Genomic DNA, 19,527 nt, shown 5'->3' with positions numbered 1-19,527 from the left:
AAATAGAGACAATCTAATCAGTGTCATGTCTACAATGGCATAGTATAAAAGTTCAAAGTGTCAAAAAACTTTTCGAGGTAGCTATATAAACACTGAGAATCTCCAACTCCACTCTCTCACATTTCCCATAAAATGCGGGAATTTTCTGATAAATCATGTTATAATAGAACAGACTACACGAAAAGGACAGAAACTCATGACTTTAGTTTATCAATCAACGCGTGACGCAAACAATACGGTGACAGCCAGTCAGGCTATTTTGCAGGGGTTAGCAACGGACGGTGGTCTCTTTACGCCAATTTCTTATCCGCAGGTGGAACTGGATTTTACTAAACTCAAAGATGCTTCCTATCAGGAAGTTGCAAAATTGATTTTATCTGCTTTTTTAGATGACTTTACGGATCAAGAGCTGAATGACTGCATTAACAATGCCTATGACAGCAAGTTTGACACGCCAGAGATTGCTCCCTTGGTGAAACTGAATATGCCTATGACAGCAAGTTTGACACGCCAGAGATTGCTCCCTTGGTGAAACTGAATGGGCAATACAATTTGGAGCTTTTCCATGGTGCTTACGGTTTGCTTTCAAGGATATGGCTTTTGTCCTATTCTCCCCGCATTTTGATGACGACGGCAGCGAAAAAGCATGGTTTTGAAAAAATAAAAATCGTCCATTTTGACGGCAAACTTCTGGTGATACCGGAAAAAAGCAGCTATGGCAGGGCTTTTGCCGATGTGGCCAGGAAACGGAAAATCATCGTCCTTTTTACCCTAAAGACGGTGTCAGCAAGGTTCAGGAGCTGCAAAATGACCACTCAGACGGGGGGGACAATACTCATGTGGTGGGCTATTGAGGGGCAATTTTTGATGGACGCCCCAGACCAATGTCAAAAAAGCATGTTTTAACGATTGCGGTTTTCTTCGTGAGCGGCTAGCAGCGCACAAGTTTGCAATTTTTTTCTTCTGCTAACTCCATGAAATATCGGGGCGTTTTTGGTGCCACAGATTGTTTTTACTATGTTTTTATGCCTATGCACAATTGGTTTAAAACCGGTCCAGATTTCAGGCAGGCGAAGCAGTTTAATTTTTGCTGTTCCAACTGGAAAACTTCGGCAATATCTTAGCAGCCTATTATGCTAAAACAAAATCGGTCCTTCCGGTGGGGCAAGTTGATTTTGTTGCTTCCAATGAAAAACAATGTTTTGACCGATTTCTTTAAGACGCAAGTCTATGATAAAAAGCGTAGCTTTAAGGTAACGTCTAGTCCGTCTATGGATATTTTAGTTTCTTCAAACTTAGAGCGTTTAATTTTCCACCTGTTAGGAAATAGTGCAGAAAAGACAGCGGATTTGATGAAGTCTCTCAATCAGCATGGTCAGTATGAGTTGACTGATTTTGACCCAGCTATTTTAGAACTCTTTGCGGCAGAATATGCCACCGAAGTTGAGACAGCAGCTGAAATCAAACGAGTTTATGAGGCGTCTGATTACATTGAAGATCCGCACACAGCGGGTCCGCTTCAGCTGTTTTATCAAAAAATACCGGACAGCTACAGGTGATGAGGACTACGACCTGTTTATTGCTTTCAAACCGCCAGTCCCTTACAAAATTCCCCAGTTTGTGGGCAGTCGAAGCTGTGGACTGGGCAGGCAGGTCTGAGTGATTTTTGAAGCATTGGCTAAGTTACATGAGCTTTTCCGATGTGGTAGTTTCCGCCAGCGGGTGGATGGCTTTAGAAAAACGCACAAGTCCCGCCATAAAAACGACTGTCGCTGCTGACCAAAATGCAGGCCAGCAGTAGAAAAGCTATTTAGGACTTTTAATAATCTAATAAATTTTTTGTTAACAAAACACTCAGCTGGTAGCCAACTGAGTGGTTTTTCAGATTGCAAACAGAGTGTAAAAACAAAAATATTGCCAGCAAAGTGCAGAAAAAGTGTATAATCAAAAGCAGGAGTTTCATGATGTATGACCACTTATAAAAAAGATTTTTAAAATATTTGCCCCCTACCAGCCATGGTCGAAAAACTTTTTTGCAGATGCTAATGGGAAATGGTGGGACTCGTAATTTGGTAGCGAGTCTCGGTCTCGTGGGCTATTTTCAGGAGTTTTCGGTTGCTGGTAATGTTTATTACGATTTTACCAAGCCATTTTTTTATTGCGCTGGGAGCAGCGGTATCCAGTTTAATTTTCTAAAAGTTTGGAGAGAAGGAGATCGAGGACAAATCTAGCTTATCACACTAACGAAGCCATTAAATTAACTCTGATTTTGAGCGTCTTTCTAGGACTTTTCTCGCTTGTTTTTTTTGGACGCCAGATATTAGCTTGGCTGGGAACGGAGCCTGTCGTCGCCAATGCAGGTGGTCTTTATCTGGCTTTAATCGGGGGAACGATTCTCCTTTTGGGGTCTGATGACTACGCTAGGCTCCTTGATTCGGGCAACTAGCAACCCTCGCATGCCTATGTATATCAGTTTTTTAAGCAATCTGCTCAATGTCATTTTTTCCAGTCTTGCGATTTTTATTTTCCACATGGGAATTGTGGGAGTGGCGCTGGGCACCATTTTAGCCCGTCTGGTAGGCGTTTTGATTTTTATGGAAAGAATTGTCCCTGCCTCTGGCGCCTTGGAGTTGGAGGCTGGACTGGGACTTGTTGCGTTTATCTCTGCCAGCTGCTGGAGAGCGGCTGATGATGCGGGCTGGGGACGTGGTGATTATTGCCATTATCGTTAAGTTCGGGACAGCTGCCGTTGCGGGAAATGCTATTGGAGAGGTTGCTGACCCAGTTCAACTATATGCCGGGTTTTGCGGTCGCTACCGCAACGGTTATGTTAGTGGCTCACGCAGTAGGACAGGCAGACTTTCAGACAGTTAGGAAGCTGACGAAGCAGACCTACTGGCTATCTCTTGGGACTCATGTTACTGGTGGCTCTGCTTATTTTTGCATTTGGGCAACCACTAACACATCTTTATACAAAGGATAGCGGCGCTGTAACAGCTAGCTTGTCGGTCATTCTTTTTTCACTTTTGGGTGTGCCTATGACAGCAGGAACAGTCATCTACACGGCTGTTTGGCAAGGATTGGGAAATGCCAAGTTGCCTTTTTATGCTACGACTGTTGGTATGTGGTTGATTCGCATTGTGGCGGGTTACTTTCTGGGGGTAACTCTGGGATTGGGCTTGCTCGGAGTTTGGACTGCCACCCTTTTGGACAATACCTTTCGCTGGATTTTTTTTTACAAATCATCTATCAACGAAAAATGAGGAGTCAAACATGACAAGAGCTTTTATTTGGGATTTGGACGGAACATTATTGGATTCCTATGATGCAATTTTGGCGGGGATTGAGGAAACCTATATGCACTATGGCTTGGATTTTGACAGACCAGCTATCCATGCTTATATCTTGCAGCATTCTGTTCAGAAATTGCTGGAGAAAGTCGCAATAGAAAAAGGTTTAGATGCTGAAGAGATGAACCGTTTTCGAGGTCAAAGTTTGCAAGAGAAAAATGCTCACATTCAGCTCATGGATGGTGCTAAGGCTATTCTTGCTTGGGCGCAGGAAGCAGATATTCAGCAGTTTGTCTATACTCATAAAGGGAAAAATGCTTACCAAATTTTGGCGGATTTAGAGATTTTGGATTATTTTACAGAAATCGTGACTACTGCTAATGGATTTGCAAGAAAGCCCGACCCAGAAGGTGTGAACTATCTCGTAGAGAAATACCAGCTGGATAAGACAAGCACTTACTATATTGGCGACCGGACGTTGGATGTAGATGTTGCCTTTAACAGCGGTATTCAATCAATCAATTTCTGTGATGACCGACCAAACATTAATCACAAAATCAACCATTTACTAGAGATTAAACAGATAATCTGTTAAAGGGGAGCAAAATATTTGCTTTTCTTTTTTTGATAGTCTATAATTGATTTATCAATAATTGACTAGTCAATTAAAGCCGGGAAGGAGAATATATGGTTGCCATTCATCACCTGCTATATCAATTGCATTTAACCGATCAAGCCATCACGCAACTCTTTGAGAAAAAATTAGAAATCAGCTTAACGCGGTACGAGATACTGACCTTTTTATTGGACAATGCTCCATGCAGTCAAGTTGCTGTGCAAGAGGTCTTAAAAATCGATCCTGCAGCCTTAACTCGGCATTTCAAACTTTTAGAAGAGCGCGGTTATGTTCAACGGAGCCGCAATCCCAAAAATCAACGAGAGGTTCTAGTGAATGTCACGAATGTTGCAAAAGAGCAGCTTTTGCATGAGCCACCGACCTATCATGTAAATGTCAAAAAGCAAATGGAAAAAGTTCTCTCGGATGATGAGCAAAGGACGCTGAGCACTTTATTAGAAAAACTTGTATCTGGCTTAGACCAGATTACCGTGAAAAAACATTAGAAAGAAAAAATTATGTCACTCATTACTACGATATTAGCTACAATTGTCGCACTGGAACACCTCTATATCTTTTATCTATAAAGTATCGCTACCCAATCAGACAGCACCAGCCGAGTCTTTAACATGACAAAGGAAGAATTATCTCGCCCGTCCGTCACTTCCTTGTTTAAAAATCAAGGGATTTACAATGCCTTTTTAGCTCTTTTCTTACTATATGGCTTGTATATTTCACATAATTTAGAAATTGTGACCATTTTTGTTTTGTTTGTTATTGGGGTCGCAGCTTATGGTGCAGTAACGGCTAATAAGAAAATCATCTTGACCCAAGGCGGACCTGCGATTTTAGCTATTTTAAGCATTTTAGTCAAAGCCAGTTCGCTATCTCCTTTGGGTTATTACAGAGTTGGCTTTAATGGCAACGGACTTGGCAGAAGTCATCGGTGCAGGGATTGCGCTTCATTTACTATTTGGTTGGTCTTTGCTATTTTCGATTCTGATTACAGTCTTTGATGTTTTCTTGTTGCTTTTTTTGATGAAATTAGGCTTTCGTAAGATTGAAGCAATCGTTGGAACGCTGATTTTAACTATTTTATTGATTTTCTTATATCTGGTGATCCTTGCAAAGCCCGATCTTCATCATATTTTATCAGGATATTTGCCAAATGTGGCAGCTTATCAACATACGGCTAGTAAAAATGGAACGTCCGTTTTGACCTTAGCACTGGGCATTGTAGGGGCAACGGTTATGCCGCACAATTTGTATTTGCACTCTTCTATCGCCCAAACGCGAAAAGTTAATTACAAAGCCAAACAATCCGTGCATGAAGCAGTACGATTTATGATGTGGGACTCGAATATTCAATTGAGTTTGGCTTTTGTGGTTAATTCTTTGCTGTTGATTTTAGGGGCAGCTTTATTCTTTGGTCATGCGGATAAAATTGGTGCTTTTTCTGCAATGTACAATGCCTTAAAAGACCCTCAAATTGCTGGTGCTATTGCTAGTCCTATCCTCTCAACGCTCTTTGCAGTGGCTTTGTTAGCGAGTGGTCAAAACTCAACTATTACAGGAACTTTAACGGGACAAATTGTGATGGAAGGCTTCTTAAACATGAAGCTACCACCGTGGTTTCTCCGCTTGGTAACCCGCTTATTAGCTCTTTTGCCAGTTGTGATTGTTGCTATTTTATACGGAGACAAAGAACAAGTGCTAGACAATCTTTTGGTCTATTCCCAAGTCTTTCTTTCTGTCGCTTTGCCATTTTCAATCTTTCCACTCGTGTATTTCACCTCTAATAAAAAGCTCATGGGGGAATTTGTCAACAGCAAATGGAATACCTACTTAGCTTATTCCGTTTCTATTTTATTAACTATTTTGAATGTAAAACTTGTAGTTGATCTGTTTTAAAAATTTGTCTATCATTTCATTTTTCTCTAGAATAAATGGCTTAAAAGCGCTATAATGAAAGAGGAAAGATTTGCATATATGGAGGTGTTAAAATGGACGAATTGAAAAAAGTTTTGCTGGCAGGTATTGGATTGACATCTATGACCTATGATAAAGCCACTGAATTTGTTAAAGAATTGATTGCCAAAGGTCGCTTGACGGTGGATGAAGGCAAGCAGCTTCAGTCAGAGCTAAAGCGCAAAGTAAATGAAAAAACGGCTGAAAGTCCAGAGGAGCAATCCGATGATGTATATGCCACCAAGCAAGATATTAAACGACTAGAAGATAAACTAGATCAGCTACTCAAAGGACTTTCAAAAACAGAAGAATAATCTTCCATGATAACGCAGTCACAACTTTATAAAGGCTGCGTTTTTTGCTAAACTAAAAGTAGGATTTGAAAGAAAAAATGATGATGACAAACAGGATGGAGATAACCTTATGGCAAACAAGCGCTTACGAGAGATTCTAACAGCCTTTAGTGCAGTCGGCTGGTCCAATCTGAAAGATCGAAAAAAACCGTTGGACGAGAAAAAAGCTCCCAAGCAATTGCGAGAAGCTTTTGAACAACTAGGACCCAGTTTTGTAAAAATCGGTCAAATTTTATCTACCCGTAGTGACTTATTGCCAGAAATCTATATCAAGGAATTAAGCAAGCTGCAAGATGACGTCAATCCTTTGGACAAAGAGACTGTTATGGCTGCGATTGAAGACGAGTTAAAGTGTCCGATTGAGCAACTTTTTTTAGACGTCTCGCAGGAACATTTAGCAAGTGCTTCCGTCGCACAAACTCACCGTGCTGTTTTGTTAAATGGCGATGAAGTTGTGCTGAAAATTCAGCGTCCGCATATTCAAGAGCAGATTACAGAAGATATTGCGCTCTTGATTCGACTAGCTCGTCATTTTCCTAAGCATTTACTGCCTATGGTGGATTTGCCAAAGATTCTGCAACAGTTGCAGACCACTCTCTTGAACGAAATTGACTTTCGCAACGAAGCTAAGTACATGGATGAATTTGCCCGCTACAATCAAGAGATTCCTTGTGTTGGCGTGCCAAAGGTCTATCCAGACTTTACCACTCCGCACTTGATTGTCGAGGAATATATTCCTGGCGTTCGGATTAACCAATATGCTATTTTACAAGAAGCTGGCTATGACTTGGAAGATATTGGTCAGAAGCTCATGCTGAGCTTTATCAAGCAGGTATTTAAAGATGGCTTTTTTCACGGTGATCCACATCCAGGTAATCTCTTGATTCATGAAGGAAAGATTTATTTTATTGATTTTGGGATTATGGGAGAATTGGAAACGGGTTTTCGTATGTCTCTAAACGACATGTTGTCTAGCTTTACGACACAGGACATTGACTCGATGACGCAGGCTATTTTAACCATTACGACGGCTAGTGAACCAATCAATAAATTGCAATTAGAGCAAGACGTTGAACGCATGCTAACCAAATACGGCAATTTAGAGTTAGGCTCCTTGTCTATTACAGATATGTTTGAGGATGTAGTAGCGATTTGTAGGCGTCATCATTTGCAAGTACCGTCCCAGATGACTATTTTGGAAAAATCTGCCTTGCAAATTGAAGGACTTTTTCGCGAACTAGCCCCTAACATCAATCTGATGACACTCGCCAAGCAATATTTCCTTGAAAATATGAAGTCAGATATTCTACACCAGACTTTGAGTTACGATTCTTTCTTAATCGAACTACTTTATTTGCTACGGCATGGAAAAAGTATTCCAAGACGGCTTCATCAGCTAGTGGAGCAAGTGGTGAACGGTCGCTTGGTTGTCAACCATGACTTAATTGACTACAATCAACGCTTTCGTCGTGTTGAATCTTTAGCCAATCGTCTTGTACTAAGCCTAGTTTTTCTGGCTTTATTACTGACAGGTGGGATTTTAACCCTCAATCCAGACATGCTGTTTTTGGCAAAATTTCTTTTTGTCTTAGCGACAATGGTATTGCTGTGGTTACTCTATCTCATCATTCGCTCCACAAGATGAGAAGACAAAAAAGAGCGCGACAAGTTGAATTTTTGAAAATCACAACTTATCGCGTTCCTGCAATTTTAAAATAGTATTTTAGAAATTAGATATTATGGTATTTCATTTGTTATGCTTAAATGGAGGAACATCGCAGGAATTTATCCGAGACGGAACGAAAGACTATATCAAAAACTTGGTAAATAAACAGGTTACTAGTTTAGAAGGTACTGGATTTGAAGGTTTGAAGCATCCTAAAGAGGATTCAGAGCCATTTTCGTGGAAAAAACGAACGCGAAAGAAGCTCTATAAAGGTTTGAAGTGATATTCAAGCTTTTTTGATAGGAGAGAAGGTGAAATTTTCACTTGACTCTTATTTTCTTTATGATATACTTAACTAGTAAAGAATTAACTGGTTAATCAGAAAAGGAGAAAAATGAGTCAGCTAGCACATGAAATTGATCGTTTTTTAAATGAAATCATTTTAAAATCCGAGAATCAACATGAGATTTTGATTGGTTCTTGTACAAGTGGAATGCCTTTGACAAATACCCAAGAGCACATCTTGATGTTGCTGTCTGAGGAGTCGTTGACAAACTCAGAGTTAGCGAAGTGCTTAAACGTCAGTCAAGCAGCGGTAACAAAGGCCATCAAGTCATTGATTAAGCAAGAAATGTTGGAACCTTTTAAAGATGTGAAAGATGCGCGTGTTATTTTTTATCGGTTGACAGAATTAGCGAAGCCAGTTGCTGCGGAGCATCATCATCATCATCAGCATACATTGGAAATTTACGAAAAAATTGCCAATCAATATAGTTCTGATGAGCAAGCAACTATTCAACAATTCTTAGAAACCTTAGTGGGGGAAATCGGAAAATGAGGTATATCACAGTTGAAGATTTGTCCTTCTATTATGATAAGGAGCCTGTGCTGGAGCATATTAACTATTATGTGGATAGTGGTGAGTTTGTGACTTTGACAGGTGAGAATGGAGCAGCAAAAACGACCTTGATCAAGGCTAGTCTTGGTATTTTACAGCCTCGATTTGGTAAGGTGGCGATTTCTAAGACGAATACAGCTGGCAAGAAGTTGCGGATTGCTTATCTGCCACAGCAAATCGCTAGTTTTAATGCAGGTTTTCCCAGTACTGTTTATGAATTTGTTAAATCAGGTCGGTATCCACGTAAAGGCTGGTTTCGTCGTTTGAATGCGCATGATGAAGAACATATCAAGGTCAGTCTGGACGCCGTTGGCATGTGGGAACATCGAGACAAGCGGATTGGCTCGCTTTCGGGTGGGCAAAAGCAACGGGCAGTCATTGCACGCATGTTTGCTTCGGATCCGGATATTTTTGTCTTGGATGAGCCGACAACGGGGATGGATACTGGCAGCAAGGATGAATTTTATGATTTGATGCACCATAGTGCATACCGGCATGGCAAGGCTGTGCTGATGATTACGCATGATCCGGAGGAAGTCCGAAAATATGCGGACCGCAATATTCATTTGGTGCGAAATCAAGATTCGCCATGGCGGTGCTTCAATGTTCACGAAAGTGACAAGGAGGAGGTGAGCCATGTTTAATTTATTAGCTTACGACTTTATGCAGCGGGCTTTTCTGGCCGTAATTGCCATGAGTCTGTTCTCGCCGGTTTTGGGGACTTTCTTGATTTTACGTCGTCAGAGTTTGATGAGTGATACGCTCAGCCACGTGTCGCTTTCGGGGGTTGCTTTTGGCTTGGTGCTAGGCATCTCACCTACGATTTCAACGGTAGTGATTGTTATCATTGCGGCAGTCTTCTTAGAATACCTGCGGACGATCTACAAGGATTTCATGGAAATCGGAACAGCAATTTTGATGTCGACAGGACTTGCCATTGCTCTGATTGTGATGAGTAGGGGCAAGAGTTCCAGTTCTATGAGTTTGGATCAGTATTTATTTGGCTCTATTGTCACGATTAGTACAGAGCAGGTGATTTCACTCTTTATCATTGCGGCAATCGTGCTGGCATTAACCTTCCTCTTCATTCGACCAATGTATATTTTGACCTTTGATGAGGATACAGCTTTTGTGGACGGTTTGCCTGTGCGCACCATGTCCATTCTGTTTAACATTGTGACAGGTGTTGCCATTGCCCTCATGATTCCAGCGGCAGGTGCGCTGCTGGTATCAACCATTATGGTGTTGCCGGCAAGTATTGCTTTGCGGTTGGGGAAGAACTTTAAATCCGTTATCTTGTTGGCAAATATCATCGGCTTCTTAGGCATGATTGCTGGACTGTATATTTCATATTATGCAGAAACGCCAGCCAGTGCAAGTATTACCATTATTTTTGTCGGCGTATTTTTACTAGTAAATTTATTGAAAAAATTTATCAAATAGGAGTAAGAAATGAAGAAAATTGGTCTATTAGTGGCAAGCTTACTAAGTCTCTTTTTAGTGGCTTGTTCCAATCAAAAAAGCGCAAATGGGAAGCTAAATATTGTGACAACATTTTATCCAGTTTATGAGTTTACTAAGCAAGTGGCAGGCGATACTGCCAATGTCAAACTCTTGATTGGTGCAGGAACAGAACCGCACGAATACGAGCCTTCTGCCAAAGCAGTTGCAACGATTCAAGATGCGGATGCTTTTGTATATGAAAATGAAAACATGGAAACTTGGGTACCAAAATTGCTCAAAACTTTGAAAAAAGACAAAGTAAATGTGGTGAAGGCGACTGGAAAAATGTTGCTTCTTCCTGGTACAGAAGAGGAAGGAGATCATGATCATGGTAAAGAAGGACATCATCATGAATACGATCCTCATGTATGGTTATCACCAAAACGTGCTATTAAAATGGTGGAAAATATTCGTGACAGCTTAAGTAAACGCTATCCCGATAAGAAAGCGACTTTCCAAAAGAACGCAGCAGCCTACATTAAGAAATTAGAAAGTCTGGATAAAGAATATACAACTGGTTTAGCAAATGCAAAACAAAAAAGTTTTGTAACGCAACATGCTGCTTTTCGATATCTTGCATTGGATTATGGTTTGAAACAAGTTCCTATTTCAGGGCTTTCACCAGATAGTGAGCCTTCAGCAGCGCGTTTGGCTGAATTGACAAAATATATTAAGAAAAACAATATTAAGTATATCTATTTTGAAGAAAATGCTTCTCAAGCATTGGCGTCTACATTGGCAAAAGAAACAGGTGTGAAGTTAGATGTCCTTAATCCGCTTGAAAGTTTGACTGAAAAACAAACCAAGGACGGGGCTGACTACATTTCCATCATGAAATCCAACTTGAAAGCCTTGAAGAAGACAACTGACCAAGAGGGCGCTGAAATTTCTGCTGAAAAAGAAGAAAATACGAAGACCGTTCAAAACGGTTACTTTGAAGATAGTGCTGTTAAAGATCGTACTTTGTCTGACTACGCTGGTCAATGGCAATCTGTCTATCCATATTTGCAAGACGGAACTTTAGACCAAGTCTTTGATTACAAGGCAAAATTGAGTGGTAAGATGACAGCGGCTGAGTACAAAGCCTATTATGAAAAAGGCTATAAGACAGATGTGTCTCATATCAATATCACAGATAAGACCATGGAATTTGTAGTAAACGGGCAAAAGAAGAAATATACTTACAAATATGTCGGCAAACACACTTTGACGTATTCGAAAGGTAATCGTGGAGTGCGCTTCATGTTTGAAGCGACAGACCCAGATGCAGGTAAATATAAATATGTTCAATTTAGCGACCATAATATCGCCCCAACGAAAGCAGCGCACTTCCACATTTTCTACGGTGGTGAAAGCCAAGAAGCCCTCTTTAACGAATTAGAAAATTGGCCAACTTACTATCCAACTAAATTAAGCGGACAAGAAATTGCTCAAGAAATGCTGACGCATTGATAAAGACACAATTTCTATACAGAAAGAGAAAAATCGAGTTGAGTAAATCTTCTCGATTTTTTTGCTTGACAAATTCTGATTACAGATGTAAACTATAAAAGAATTGAAAATTACAACTGTAATCAGAAAAGAGATGAAACAAAATGGAACAACAAAATATCAGTCAGGCAGAATGGCAAGTTATGCGTGTTTTGTGGGCGTATCCCCATAGCAGAAGTACTGAGGTGGTGGAGCGTTTAGAAGCTGATTTCGATTGGAAACCGGCTACTGTCAAAACCTTGCTGAATCGCCTGAAGACCAAAGAGTTTATTTCAATGGAAAAGATTGAGGGCAAATTTTACTATGATGCTCTGATCTTAGAAGATGAGCATTTGGAAAATAGTTGGCGGACCTTACTTGACAATATGTGCAATACCAAGCATGGTGATTTAGTGATTTCAATACTAGAAAGCAATCAATTCAGTCAAATGGATTTGTCCCGAATCTTGGATGTTGTAAAAGAAAAGCAAGTTCAAGCACCGGAGACGATTCAGTGCAATTGTCCACCAGGTCAGTGTACTTGTGGTGCGCATTGTCAAGATGAAACGAATCAATCTAAAATGGCGGAGTAAAAAATGGAAAATGACAAAAAAGAGTATAAATTATCCGGTATGACCTGTGCAGCTTGCGCGATGACCATTGAAATGGCAGTCAAGGAACTTCCAACGGTTGAGGAAGCTACGGTGAACTTGGCGACGGAAAAATTGACAGTTTTTCCAAAAGAAGGATTTGCAAGCGAGCAAGTCTTAGAGACTGTGAAAGAAGCAGGTTACCAAGCGGTAGAAAAAGGGGAACAAAAGCAGTCGGATTATGCAAAACAGGTTGCAGAGAAAGAAGAAACCGTGCGCAAAATGGCGCGTCAGATTTGGTTTGCGGCAGGAGCGACCGTGCCACTCCTCTATATTTCAATGGGGAGCATGATTGGGTTGCCGTTGCCCTCCTTTTTAGGTCACATGACGCATCCCATTGCCTGTGTATTGGTGCAGTTTTTCCTTACTTTGCCAGCGATTTGGGTTGGTCGCGGTTTTTATGTACGTGGTTTTCGGAATTTGGCAAAACGGCATCCGAACATGGATAGTTTGATTGCTGTAGGAACGAGTGCAGCCTTTCTGTATAGTTTGTACTCGGTCGTTCAAGTTTTACTGGGGCATCATACTTTTGTACACCAGTTGTATTTTGAATCAGTTGGTGTGATTATCACTCTTGTTTTACTGGGGAAATATCTGGAAGCCAATGCCAAGGGACGAACTTCGCAAGCGATTCAAAGTTTGATGAGTTTAGTGCCCAATCAAGCAACGGTTATTCGTTATGGCGAAGTCGTCACAATTGATACAGAAGACATCAAGGTTGGAGACATTGTACGGATCAAACCGGGAGAGCGTATGCCAGTAGACGGTGTGGTTATCTCTGGACAAACCTATGTAGATGAGTCTATGATGACAGGGGAAAGTGTTCCTGTCGAAAAAAATGTGGGCGATGTGATTACCAGTGCCACTATGAATCAAACGGGTTCTATTGACTATGAAGCAACTAAAGTCGGTTCGGACACAACCTTGGCTCAGATTGTTCATTTGGTAGAGGAAGCGCAAGGCTCGAAAGCGCCTATTGCGGCTATGGCAGATAAAATCTCGCTCTACTTTGTACCAATCGTCTTGGGCTTGGCAGTTTTGGCAGCTCTGTTGTGGTATTTTCTAGCAGGAGAAAGTCTGCAATTCTCACTTTCTATTTTTATCGCAGTATTGGTGATCGCTTGTCCCTGCGCGCTTGGGCTAGCAACTCCGACGGCTATTATGGTAGGCACAGGAAAAGGAGCTGAAAATGGCGTCTTGATTAAGTCGGGACAGGCTCTTGAAGCGGCTCATTTGGTAGATGTTGTCGTTCTGGATAAGACAGGTACGATTACCGAAGGGAAGCCAAGTTTGACGGATGTGTTAACCTTTAGTGATGTCACACGGGAGAAATTGCTGCATTTGCTTGCAAGTAGTGAGCAACATTCAGAACATCCATTGGCGGTAGCAATTTTAGAAGCCGCTCAATCGGAAGCTATATCATTAGCACCGGTAATGGATTTCCAAGCGATTTCAGGTAAAGGGATTGCAGCTTATGTAGAAGCGCAAGAAGTGTTGATTGGGAATGAAAGCTTGATGAGACAATACCAAGTCGAGCTCGGCGAGCATATCTCTGATTTGATTTCTTTATCTCATCAAGGAAAGACGGCTATGTTTGTCTCAGTAGATAAAAAGTTAGTCGGAATTACAGCAGTTGCTGATCCAATCAAAAAAAATAGCCGTGAAGCTATTGCTGAATTGCAAAAAATGGGCTTAGAAGTGGTGATGCTGACAGGGGACCGTGAGGAAACAGCTCAAGCTATCGCAAGAGAAGCTGGTGTCGATCAAGTGATTGCAGGAGTATTTCCAGACGGCAAAGCAGATGTCGTCAAGAATTTGCAAGCGCAGGGGAAAAAGGTTGCCATGGTGGGTGATGGAATCAATGATGCACCTGCTCTGGTGCAAGCTGAAGTTGGGATTGCCATTGGTTCTGGAACGGATGTGGCTATTGACTCGGCCGACATTGTCTTGATGCATAGCGACCTTTTAGATGTGGTGACAGCCATTCGCCTCAGTCAGGCTACGATTAAAAATATCAAAGAAAATCTTTTCTGGGCTTTTGCCTACAATACCTTAGGAATACCAATCGCAATGGGTCTTTTATATGTATTTGGCGGTCCGCTACTCAATCCTATGCTAGCCGGTCTTGCCATGAGCTTTAGCTCGGTTTCTGTCGTCACCAATGCGCTGCGTTTACGGCGCTTTAAAATAGAATCATAAAAGGAGTTCATCATGAAACAAATTGTTACTTTAGAAAATATATCTTGCCAAAATTGCGTGAAGCATGTCACCGAGCACTTCCTAAAATTGGAAGGTGTGTCGGACGTTCAAATTGATTTAGATACAAAGGTTGCGACTGTAACCACCAATCATGCATACAGTGCAGAAGATTATCAAGCTACTCTGGCTAAAACGATTTATAAAGTTGTTAATGTTGCATAAAAAATGAGGCTGGGCAAAAAGTGTCCCAGCTTCTATTAGAATTAGTAATAAACGAATAACGCAGCTTCAACAATTCACTGAATTGTTGAAGGCGGGAAATCAGTCTTGCACAGCAAGTCACTATGATTGCTCAAAGCACTGCTTTGAGGTGGCAGATAAAACTTGCGAAGCAAGTATCCAAGCTGTTCGCTTTTCCAGCTTGGAAGAGCACATAATTACCCTTGCGGGGGTGGAACAGAACTAAAAATCGAAAATTTTTAGTTCTGTTCCACTCCCATTATTTTTTAAATCAATCCTTTCTCAAAGCTTTGAGAGCTGACTTCAACACTAATTTTTTCAAGCGTAAAAGGGTGTGTGAAAGTTAAACGATGAGCATGGAGCATGAGACGCTTTGCTTTTTGCGGATTGTACAATGGATCTCCAACGATAGGATGTCCGTGATGAGCAAGATGTACACGAATTTGGTGGGTTCGCCCAGTTTTAAGTTGACACTTGATAAGGGTGTTGTTTCCAATTTCTTTGAGCTTAGTGACCTGCGTTTCAGCGTATTGACCGTTTTTGTTATCCACTAGCCGTTTTCGCCGATCGTGACGGTCACGACCGATTTTATCTGTATAGATTTGACGTTTTTTGAGAAATGCTCCTTGTACCAAAGCCCAATATTCACGCGAAATTTCCTTGTTTTCTAGCAATCGATTTAAGATTGGCAAGATAAAAGGATTTTTCGCAAAAAGAACAGCTCCGCTTGTTTCCTTGTCTAAGCGATGAACGACATAGCAAGTATTTCCAACATAAGCAGAGACATGATTTAAAAGTGCCAGCTCCGTTGGTTCATTGGCATGTGTTTTTATACCTTCGGGCTTGTTGACAATGATGATGTGTTCATCTTGGTATAATTCTTCCACAAGATTAGCTTTGCCCATTAAAATAGACTTTTCTGGATAATCTTCTTCGTCAAAGATTAAAGCAATCGCATCAGCTGGATGAATCCGACTTTGCCAGTTAATGGGTTGTTGGTTTACAAGGACGTGTTTTTTAATGCGCAGAAAATGGCGAATCTTTCGTGGAATCAAAAAATGTTCTTCCAGCAGCTCTTTGACTGTCATCTCTGGCAAACCATGTGGAATCGTAATCGTAAATTGCATATAGTTATTGTAACAAAATAGCCGATGATTGAAAATAAGTAGCTCGAGATTAAATAATTTCTTAAAGTTTCCTAAACTAAACGCTTGAATAAGAAGTCCTTTCTTGTCTGGATATGGAGAAGGTGATAGAATAAGGATATGAAAAAATTAAGTGAGTTATTTGAAATAGTAGTGAATCATTTTAAAAAGGAAAGTCCTGAGCGCAAGCATCAAGAGGTGACAGAGATTGAAGAATCTGAGCCGCATTTGAGCCGATCTGGGAAAAGTCGGAAAAAGCCGATTTCTCAACACCCATTTCGTCGATTTTGGCGTCGCTATCACCTGACGAAGATTGTCTTAATTTTGGGACTTGGTTTTGGTTTGGTGACAGGAGGTTATCTCTTTTATGTTGCCAAATCCACTAATGTGAATGATTTGCAGAATGCTTTGAAAGCGACGACATCTATTTATGATAAGGACGGCAAAAAAGCTGGAAGTTTGTCAGGGCAAAAGGGAACTTATGTAGAATTGTCCCAGATTAGCCCGAATTTGCAACATGCTGTCATTGCGACAGAAGACCGTTCTTTTTATAAAAATAGTGGGATTAACTACGGTCGTTTTATCATGGCGATTTTGACAGCGGGACGTTCTGGCGGTGGCTCCACCATTACGCAGCAATTAGCCAAAAATGCTTACTTATCTCAGGATCAGACCATTGAGCGGAAAGCAAAGGAATTTTTCCTCGCCTTGGAATTAACCAAGAAATATAGTAAAAATCAGATTCTCACCATGTACCTCAATAATTCTTATTTCGGGAATGGTGTGTGGGGAGTAGAAGATGCTTCTAAAAAATATTTCGGCGTATCTGCTAGCCAGCTGACACTAGATCAAGCAGCTACCTTAGCAGGAATGCTTAAAGGACCGGAGCTATACAATCCCATTGCTTCTATCAAAAATGCAACCAATCGGCGCAATACCGTTCTGCAAAATATGGTAGCTGCTGGCTATATCAATCAAGCAACAGCCAATCAGGCAACAGTGAATGGTTTGGGCAGTCAATTGGTAGATGCTTACACAGGAAAATCGGCAGATTATCGCTATCCGTCTTACTTTGATGCGGTTATCAATGAAGCAGTTCGAGATTATGGTTTGACAGAAGCTGATATTGTTAATAACGGCTATCGCATTTACACAGAGCTAGATCAGAATTACCAAGCTAGCATGCAAGTCATCTATGATCGCGAAGATTTATTCCCGCAAGCAGCCGATGGGACAAGAGCCCAATCGGGTAGTGTAGCGCTTGACCCTAAAACTGGAGGTGTTCGCGCGCTTGTCGGGCAAATCAATAGTACGAGTGCCAATTTCAGAAGTTTTAACTATGCTACACAATCTTCAAGAAGCCCTGGCTCGACTATTAAGCCCTTGGCGGTTTACAGCCCTGCAGTTGCAGCAGGTTGGTCCATCAATAAAGAGTTGGACAATAGCACAACGACTTACGGAAATTACACCGTTAACAACTATGGTGGAATTCAATCCAGTCCGACGGTTCCCATGTATCAGGCTTTAGCGCAATCTTTAAATATTCCAGCGGTTGCTGCTGCTAATGAATTGGGACTGAAAAAAGTTTTTGAATATGGTAAAAAATTTGGCTTGAACATGGATAAAGTGGACCAGACCCTTGGAGTGGCTCTTGGTAGTGGCGTAACCACCAATCCGCTACAAATGGCACAAGCCTACTCGACTTTTGCCAATAATGGTGTTATGAATGATGCTCATTTGATTACCAAAATCGAAAATGCTAGTGGGCAAGTAGTCAAAACTCATAAATCAACTTCAACACGAGTACTTAACCGCTCAACAACAGAAAAAATGACTAGTATGATGCTGGGAACATTTACTAATGGTACAGGTGTTTATGCGGCCCCTTACGGCTATGATATGGCTGGGAAGACAGGAACGACAGAGACTGACTTTAACCCAGATTTATCAGGAGATCAATGGGTTATTGGTTACACGCCAGATGTGGTGATTAGTCAGTGGCTAGGTTTCCCAAAGACAGATAAAAATCATTATCTTACAGGCACTAGTGCCAATGAAGCTTCAGCTATTTTCCGAAGTGTGGCAAATAGTATCCTACCGTACACAAATGGTACGAAGTTTGGTGACGAAAATGCCTATGCAAAAAATGGCATTGCACCGGTTGATACGAATGGTACAAATGATACTGCAAATCAAAGTAACAATAGTTCAGATATTTTGAAAGATGTGCAAGATAAAGCCAAGAATTTGGTTGACCAAGCTAAGAAGGCAATTGACGATGCTAAGATTCCTGAAAAAGCACAGAATCTTTGGGACACGGTTAAGAGTTGGTTCCAATAGACTTGTCAAAAACGGGCTTTCCTGATATAATAAACAAGATGGAGGCGTTATGGCACTAAAAAAAGCGAGTCTGGCGTGCACGGTTTGTGGATCGAGAAACTATTCAATCAAATTGAGTAGTACGCCAAAACCAAAACGTCTGGAAGTAAATAAATATTGTAAGCATTGCAGTAAATACACGATTCATAAAGAAACTAGATAGGAGAAAGTTGTGAAATTCATTAAAGATACATTTCAAGTATTAAAAGATACAACTTGGCCAACTAGAAAGCAAAGCTGGGTAGATTTTATCTCAGTCATGGAATATACAGCTTTCTTTGTCGTCATTATTTATCTTTTCGACTTACTTGTCACAAGAGGTTTGGTACGATTGTTAAATATCTTTTAATTTTTAGCCTGCTTGTTGTTTTATCAAGTAGGCTTTTATCATAAAAATGGTAGTAAAAAGATTGCATTTGCCATTTTTGTGGTATAATAGGGCTAGAAAAGAAACCAAAGCCCTCAGGTTTTTTTATTTAGGAAAGGAAGAACGATGGACAGTTTTGATAAAGGCTGGTTTGTCTTGCAGACATACTCAGGATATGAAAATAAAGTAAAAGAAAATCTTTTACAACGTGCACAAACCTATAATATGTTAGAAAATATTTTGCGCGTGGAAATCCCAACGCAAACGGTACAAGTGGAGAAAAATGGAAAAACCAAAGAAGTTGAAGAAAATCGCTTCCCAGGTTACGTCTTGGTAGAAATGGTGATGACAGATGAAGCGTGGTTTGTCGTACGGAACACACCAAACGTAACAGGCTTTGTTGGCTCGCACGGAAACCGCTCCAAACCAACACCACTATTGGAAGAAGAAATCCGCCAAATCTTGATTTCAATGGGACAAACCGTTCAAGAATTTGACATCAATGCGAAAGTTGGCGATACAGTTCGGATTATTGACGGAGCTTTTGTAGATTATACGGGTAAAATCACCGAAATTGACAACAACAAAGTTAAAATGATTATTTCGCTATTCGGAAATGATACAGTTGCCGAAGTAAATCTGAACCAAATTGCAGAATTATAATAAAAAGTGAGCTAGAAATCAATTTTTATAGTTATTGGTTTTGGCTCATTTTTTGTGCTATTTTGATGAAAAATAAACTCTTGTTGAAAATGTTTGTCTCAAATTCATCCACCAACTTCA

17 protein-coding genes and 4 pseudogenes are annotated in these 19,527 nt (G+C 40.8%); 20 read left to right on the top strand and 1 reads right to left on the bottom strand.

Annotation, left to right across the window (positions count from 1 at the left end; translation table 11 throughout):
* Positions 1-196: 196 nt before the first annotated feature.
* The 16 genes and pseudogenes from ABKA15_RS08780 to ABKA15_RS08705 all read left to right on the top strand — a co-directional run.
* Positions 197-1,560: pseudogene (locus ABKA15_RS08780) on the top strand (threonine synthase); the annotation flags it as partial.
* A 456-nt stretch (positions 1,561-2,016) separates the two neighbouring features.
* Positions 2,017-3,263 (top strand): annotated as a pseudogene (locus tag ABKA15_RS08775) (MATE family efflux transporter).
* A 10-nt stretch (positions 3,264-3,273) separates the two neighbouring features.
* On the top strand, positions 3,274-3,885 hold the full coding sequence (locus ABKA15_RS08770) for an HAD-IA family hydrolase (RefSeq protein WP_049511886.1): 612 nt from the start codon (positions 3,274-3,276) through the stop codon (positions 3,883-3,885).
* A 92-nt stretch (positions 3,886-3,977) separates the two neighbouring features.
* Positions 3,978-4,412 carry a MarR family transcriptional regulator gene (locus tag ABKA15_RS08765; RefSeq protein ID WP_049511888.1) on the top strand — a complete coding sequence of 145 codons (435 nt, stop codon included), beginning with the start codon at positions 3,978-3,980 and terminating at the stop codon, positions 4,410-4,412.
* A 12-nt stretch (positions 4,413-4,424) separates the two neighbouring features.
* Positions 4,425-4,778: pseudogene (locus tag ABKA15_RS08760) on the top strand (DUF1304 domain-containing protein); the annotation flags it as partial.
* A gap of 7 nt (positions 4,779-4,785) precedes the next feature.
* Positions 4,786-5,817, top strand: a pseudogene (locus tag ABKA15_RS08755) (Nramp family divalent metal transporter); the annotation flags it as partial.
* A 92-nt stretch (positions 5,818-5,909) separates the two neighbouring features.
* Positions 5,910-6,188 (top strand): hypothetical protein, encoded by a 279-nt coding sequence (locus ABKA15_RS08750; protein ID WP_049511890.1) that lies wholly within the window; start codon positions 5,910-5,912, stop codon positions 6,186-6,188.
* Positions 6,189-6,297: 109 nt separating this feature from the next.
* Positions 6,298-7,872 carry an AarF/UbiB family protein gene (locus ABKA15_RS08745; protein WP_049511891.1) on the top strand — a complete coding sequence of 525 codons (1,575 nt, stop codon included), beginning with the start codon at positions 6,298-6,300 and terminating at the stop codon, positions 7,870-7,872.
* A 94-nt stretch (positions 7,873-7,966) separates the two neighbouring features.
* Positions 7,967-8,176, top strand: a complete 210-nt coding sequence (locus ABKA15_RS08740) for a hypothetical protein (RefSeq protein WP_049511892.1) — start codon at positions 7,967-7,969, stop codon at positions 8,174-8,176.
* Between the two features lie 111 nt (positions 8,177-8,287).
* The gene (locus ABKA15_RS08735; protein WP_049511893.1) at positions 8,288-8,731 is read left to right on the top strand and encodes a zinc-dependent MarR family transcriptional regulator; all 444 of its coding nucleotides are present in this window, start codon (positions 8,288-8,290) and stop codon (positions 8,729-8,731) included.
* Positions 8,728-9,435 (top strand): metal ABC transporter ATP-binding protein, encoded by a 708-nt coding sequence (locus ABKA15_RS08730; RefSeq protein ID WP_049511895.1) that lies wholly within the window; start codon positions 8,728-8,730, stop codon positions 9,433-9,435. The genes ABKA15_RS08735 and ABKA15_RS08730 overlap by 4 nt, the downstream gene beginning before the upstream one ends.
* Positions 9,428-10,234 (top strand): metal ABC transporter permease, encoded by an 807-nt coding sequence (locus tag ABKA15_RS08725; protein WP_049511898.1) that lies wholly within the window; start codon positions 9,428-9,430, stop codon positions 10,232-10,234. Before ABKA15_RS08730 ends, ABKA15_RS08725 begins: the two co-directional genes overlap by 8 nt.
* Before the next feature lie 9 nt (positions 10,235-10,243).
* Positions 10,244-11,746 (top strand): zinc ABC transporter substrate-binding protein AdcA, encoded by a 1,503-nt coding sequence (locus tag ABKA15_RS08720; protein ID WP_049511902.1) that lies wholly within the window; start codon positions 10,244-10,246, stop codon positions 11,744-11,746.
* A 143-nt stretch (positions 11,747-11,889) separates the two neighbouring features.
* Positions 11,890-12,357, top strand: coding sequence for a CopY/TcrY family copper transport repressor (locus tag ABKA15_RS08715; RefSeq protein ID WP_049511903.1), 468 nt, complete (start codon positions 11,890-11,892; stop codon positions 12,355-12,357).
* 3 nt (positions 12,358-12,360) lie between these two features.
* Complete coding sequence (locus ABKA15_RS08710; RefSeq protein WP_053092968.1) at positions 12,361-14,613, top strand: heavy metal translocating P-type ATPase; 2,253 nt, start codon at positions 12,361-12,363, stop codon at positions 14,611-14,613.
* Positions 14,614-14,625: 12 nt separating this feature from the next.
* Positions 14,626-14,835: a heavy metal-associated domain-containing protein gene (locus ABKA15_RS08705; protein WP_049511904.1), complete on the top strand. Its 210-nt coding sequence runs from the start codon at positions 14,626-14,628 to the stop codon at positions 14,833-14,835.
* Positions 14,836-15,119: 284 nt separating this feature from the next.
* On the opposite strand, the gene ABKA15_RS08700 is transcribed toward ABKA15_RS08705, so the two are convergent.
* Entirely contained in the window at positions 15,120-15,980 is an 861-nt protein-coding gene (locus ABKA15_RS08700; RefSeq protein WP_049511905.1) for an RluA family pseudouridine synthase, read from the bottom strand.
* A 138-nt stretch (positions 15,981-16,118) separates the two neighbouring features.
* On the opposite strand from ABKA15_RS08700, the gene pbp2a reads away from it, so the two are divergent.
* The 4 genes from pbp2a to nusG all read left to right on the top strand — a co-directional run bounded on the left by pbp2a (position 16,119) and on the right by nusG (position 19,407).
* Entirely contained in the window at positions 16,119-18,338 is a 2,220-nt protein-coding gene (gene pbp2a, locus ABKA15_RS08695; RefSeq protein WP_049511907.1) for a penicillin-binding protein PBP2A, read from the top strand.
* Positions 18,339-18,387: 49 nt separating this feature from the next.
* Positions 18,388-18,540, top strand: coding sequence for a 50S ribosomal protein L33 (gene rpmG, locus ABKA15_RS08690; RefSeq protein ID WP_003074882.1), 153 nt, complete (start codon positions 18,388-18,390; stop codon positions 18,538-18,540).
* Positions 18,541-18,549: 9 nt separating this feature from the next.
* Positions 18,550-18,726, top strand: a complete 177-nt coding sequence (secE, locus tag ABKA15_RS08685) for a preprotein translocase subunit SecE (protein WP_003027327.1) — start codon at positions 18,550-18,552, stop codon at positions 18,724-18,726.
* A 144-nt stretch (positions 18,727-18,870) separates the two neighbouring features.
* Positions 18,871-19,407: a transcription termination/antitermination protein NusG gene (nusG, locus tag ABKA15_RS08680; protein WP_049511909.1), complete on the top strand. Its 537-nt coding sequence runs from the start codon at positions 18,871-18,873 to the stop codon at positions 19,405-19,407.
* Positions 19,408-19,527 lie beyond the last annotated feature (120 nt).

The sequence above is a fragment of the Streptococcus sp. KHUD_010 genome (assembly GCF_040207525.1).
In the GTDB taxonomy this organism is placed as follows: Bacteria; Bacillota; Bacilli; order Lactobacillales; family Streptococcaceae; genus Streptococcus; species Streptococcus hominis.
The sequence above is the reverse complement of the archived record's forward strand: the minus strand, read 5'-3'. Positions and strand labels throughout refer to the sequence as shown.

Excerpts from the sequence above, each read along its gene's own strand:
- ABKA15_RS08700 (WP_049511905.1), bottom strand. The coding sequence starts at position 15,980 with ATGCAATTTACGATTACGATTCCACATGGTTTGCCAGAGATGACAGTC.
- pbp2a (WP_049511907.1), top strand. The coding sequence starts at position 16,119 with ATGAAAAAATTAAGTGAGTTATTTGAAATAGTAGTGAATCATTTTAAA.
- ABKA15_RS08705 (WP_049511904.1), top strand. The coding sequence starts at position 14,626 with ATGAAACAAATTGTTACTTTAGAAAATATATCTTGCCAAAATTGCGTG.
- ABKA15_RS08735 (WP_049511893.1), top strand. The coding sequence starts at position 8,288 with ATGAGTCAGCTAGCACATGAAATTGATCGTTTTTTAAATGAAATCATT.
- ABKA15_RS08770 (WP_049511886.1), top strand. The coding sequence starts at position 3,274 with ATGACAAGAGCTTTTATTTGGGATTTGGACGGAACATTATTGGATTCC.
- ABKA15_RS08725 (WP_049511898.1), top strand. The coding sequence starts at position 9,428 with ATGTTTAATTTATTAGCTTACGACTTTATGCAGCGGGCTTTTCTGGCC.
- ABKA15_RS08710 (WP_053092968.1), top strand. The coding sequence starts at position 12,361 with ATGGAAAATGACAAAAAAGAGTATAAATTATCCGGTATGACCTGTGCA.
- rpmG (WP_003074882.1), top strand. The coding sequence starts at position 18,388 with ATGGCACTAAAAAAAGCGAGTCTGGCGTGCACGGTTTGTGGATCGAGA.
- ABKA15_RS08750 (WP_049511890.1), top strand. The coding sequence starts at position 5,910 with ATGGACGAATTGAAAAAAGTTTTGCTGGCAGGTATTGGATTGACATCT.
- ABKA15_RS08745 (WP_049511891.1), top strand. The coding sequence starts at position 6,298 with ATGGCAAACAAGCGCTTACGAGAGATTCTAACAGCCTTTAGTGCAGTC.
- ABKA15_RS08730 (WP_049511895.1), top strand. The coding sequence starts at position 8,728 with ATGAGGTATATCACAGTTGAAGATTTGTCCTTCTATTATGATAAGGAG.
- nusG (WP_049511909.1), top strand. The coding sequence starts at position 18,871 with ATGGACAGTTTTGATAAAGGCTGGTTTGTCTTGCAGACATACTCAGGA.
- ABKA15_RS08765 (WP_049511888.1), top strand. The coding sequence starts at position 3,978 with ATGGTTGCCATTCATCACCTGCTATATCAATTGCATTTAACCGATCAA.
- ABKA15_RS08720 (WP_049511902.1), top strand. The coding sequence starts at position 10,244 with ATGAAGAAAATTGGTCTATTAGTGGCAAGCTTACTAAGTCTCTTTTTA.
- ABKA15_RS08740 (WP_049511892.1), top strand. The coding sequence starts at position 7,967 with ATGGTATTTCATTTGTTATGCTTAAATGGAGGAACATCGCAGGAATTT.
- ABKA15_RS08715 (WP_049511903.1), top strand. The coding sequence starts at position 11,890 with ATGGAACAACAAAATATCAGTCAGGCAGAATGGCAAGTTATGCGTGTT.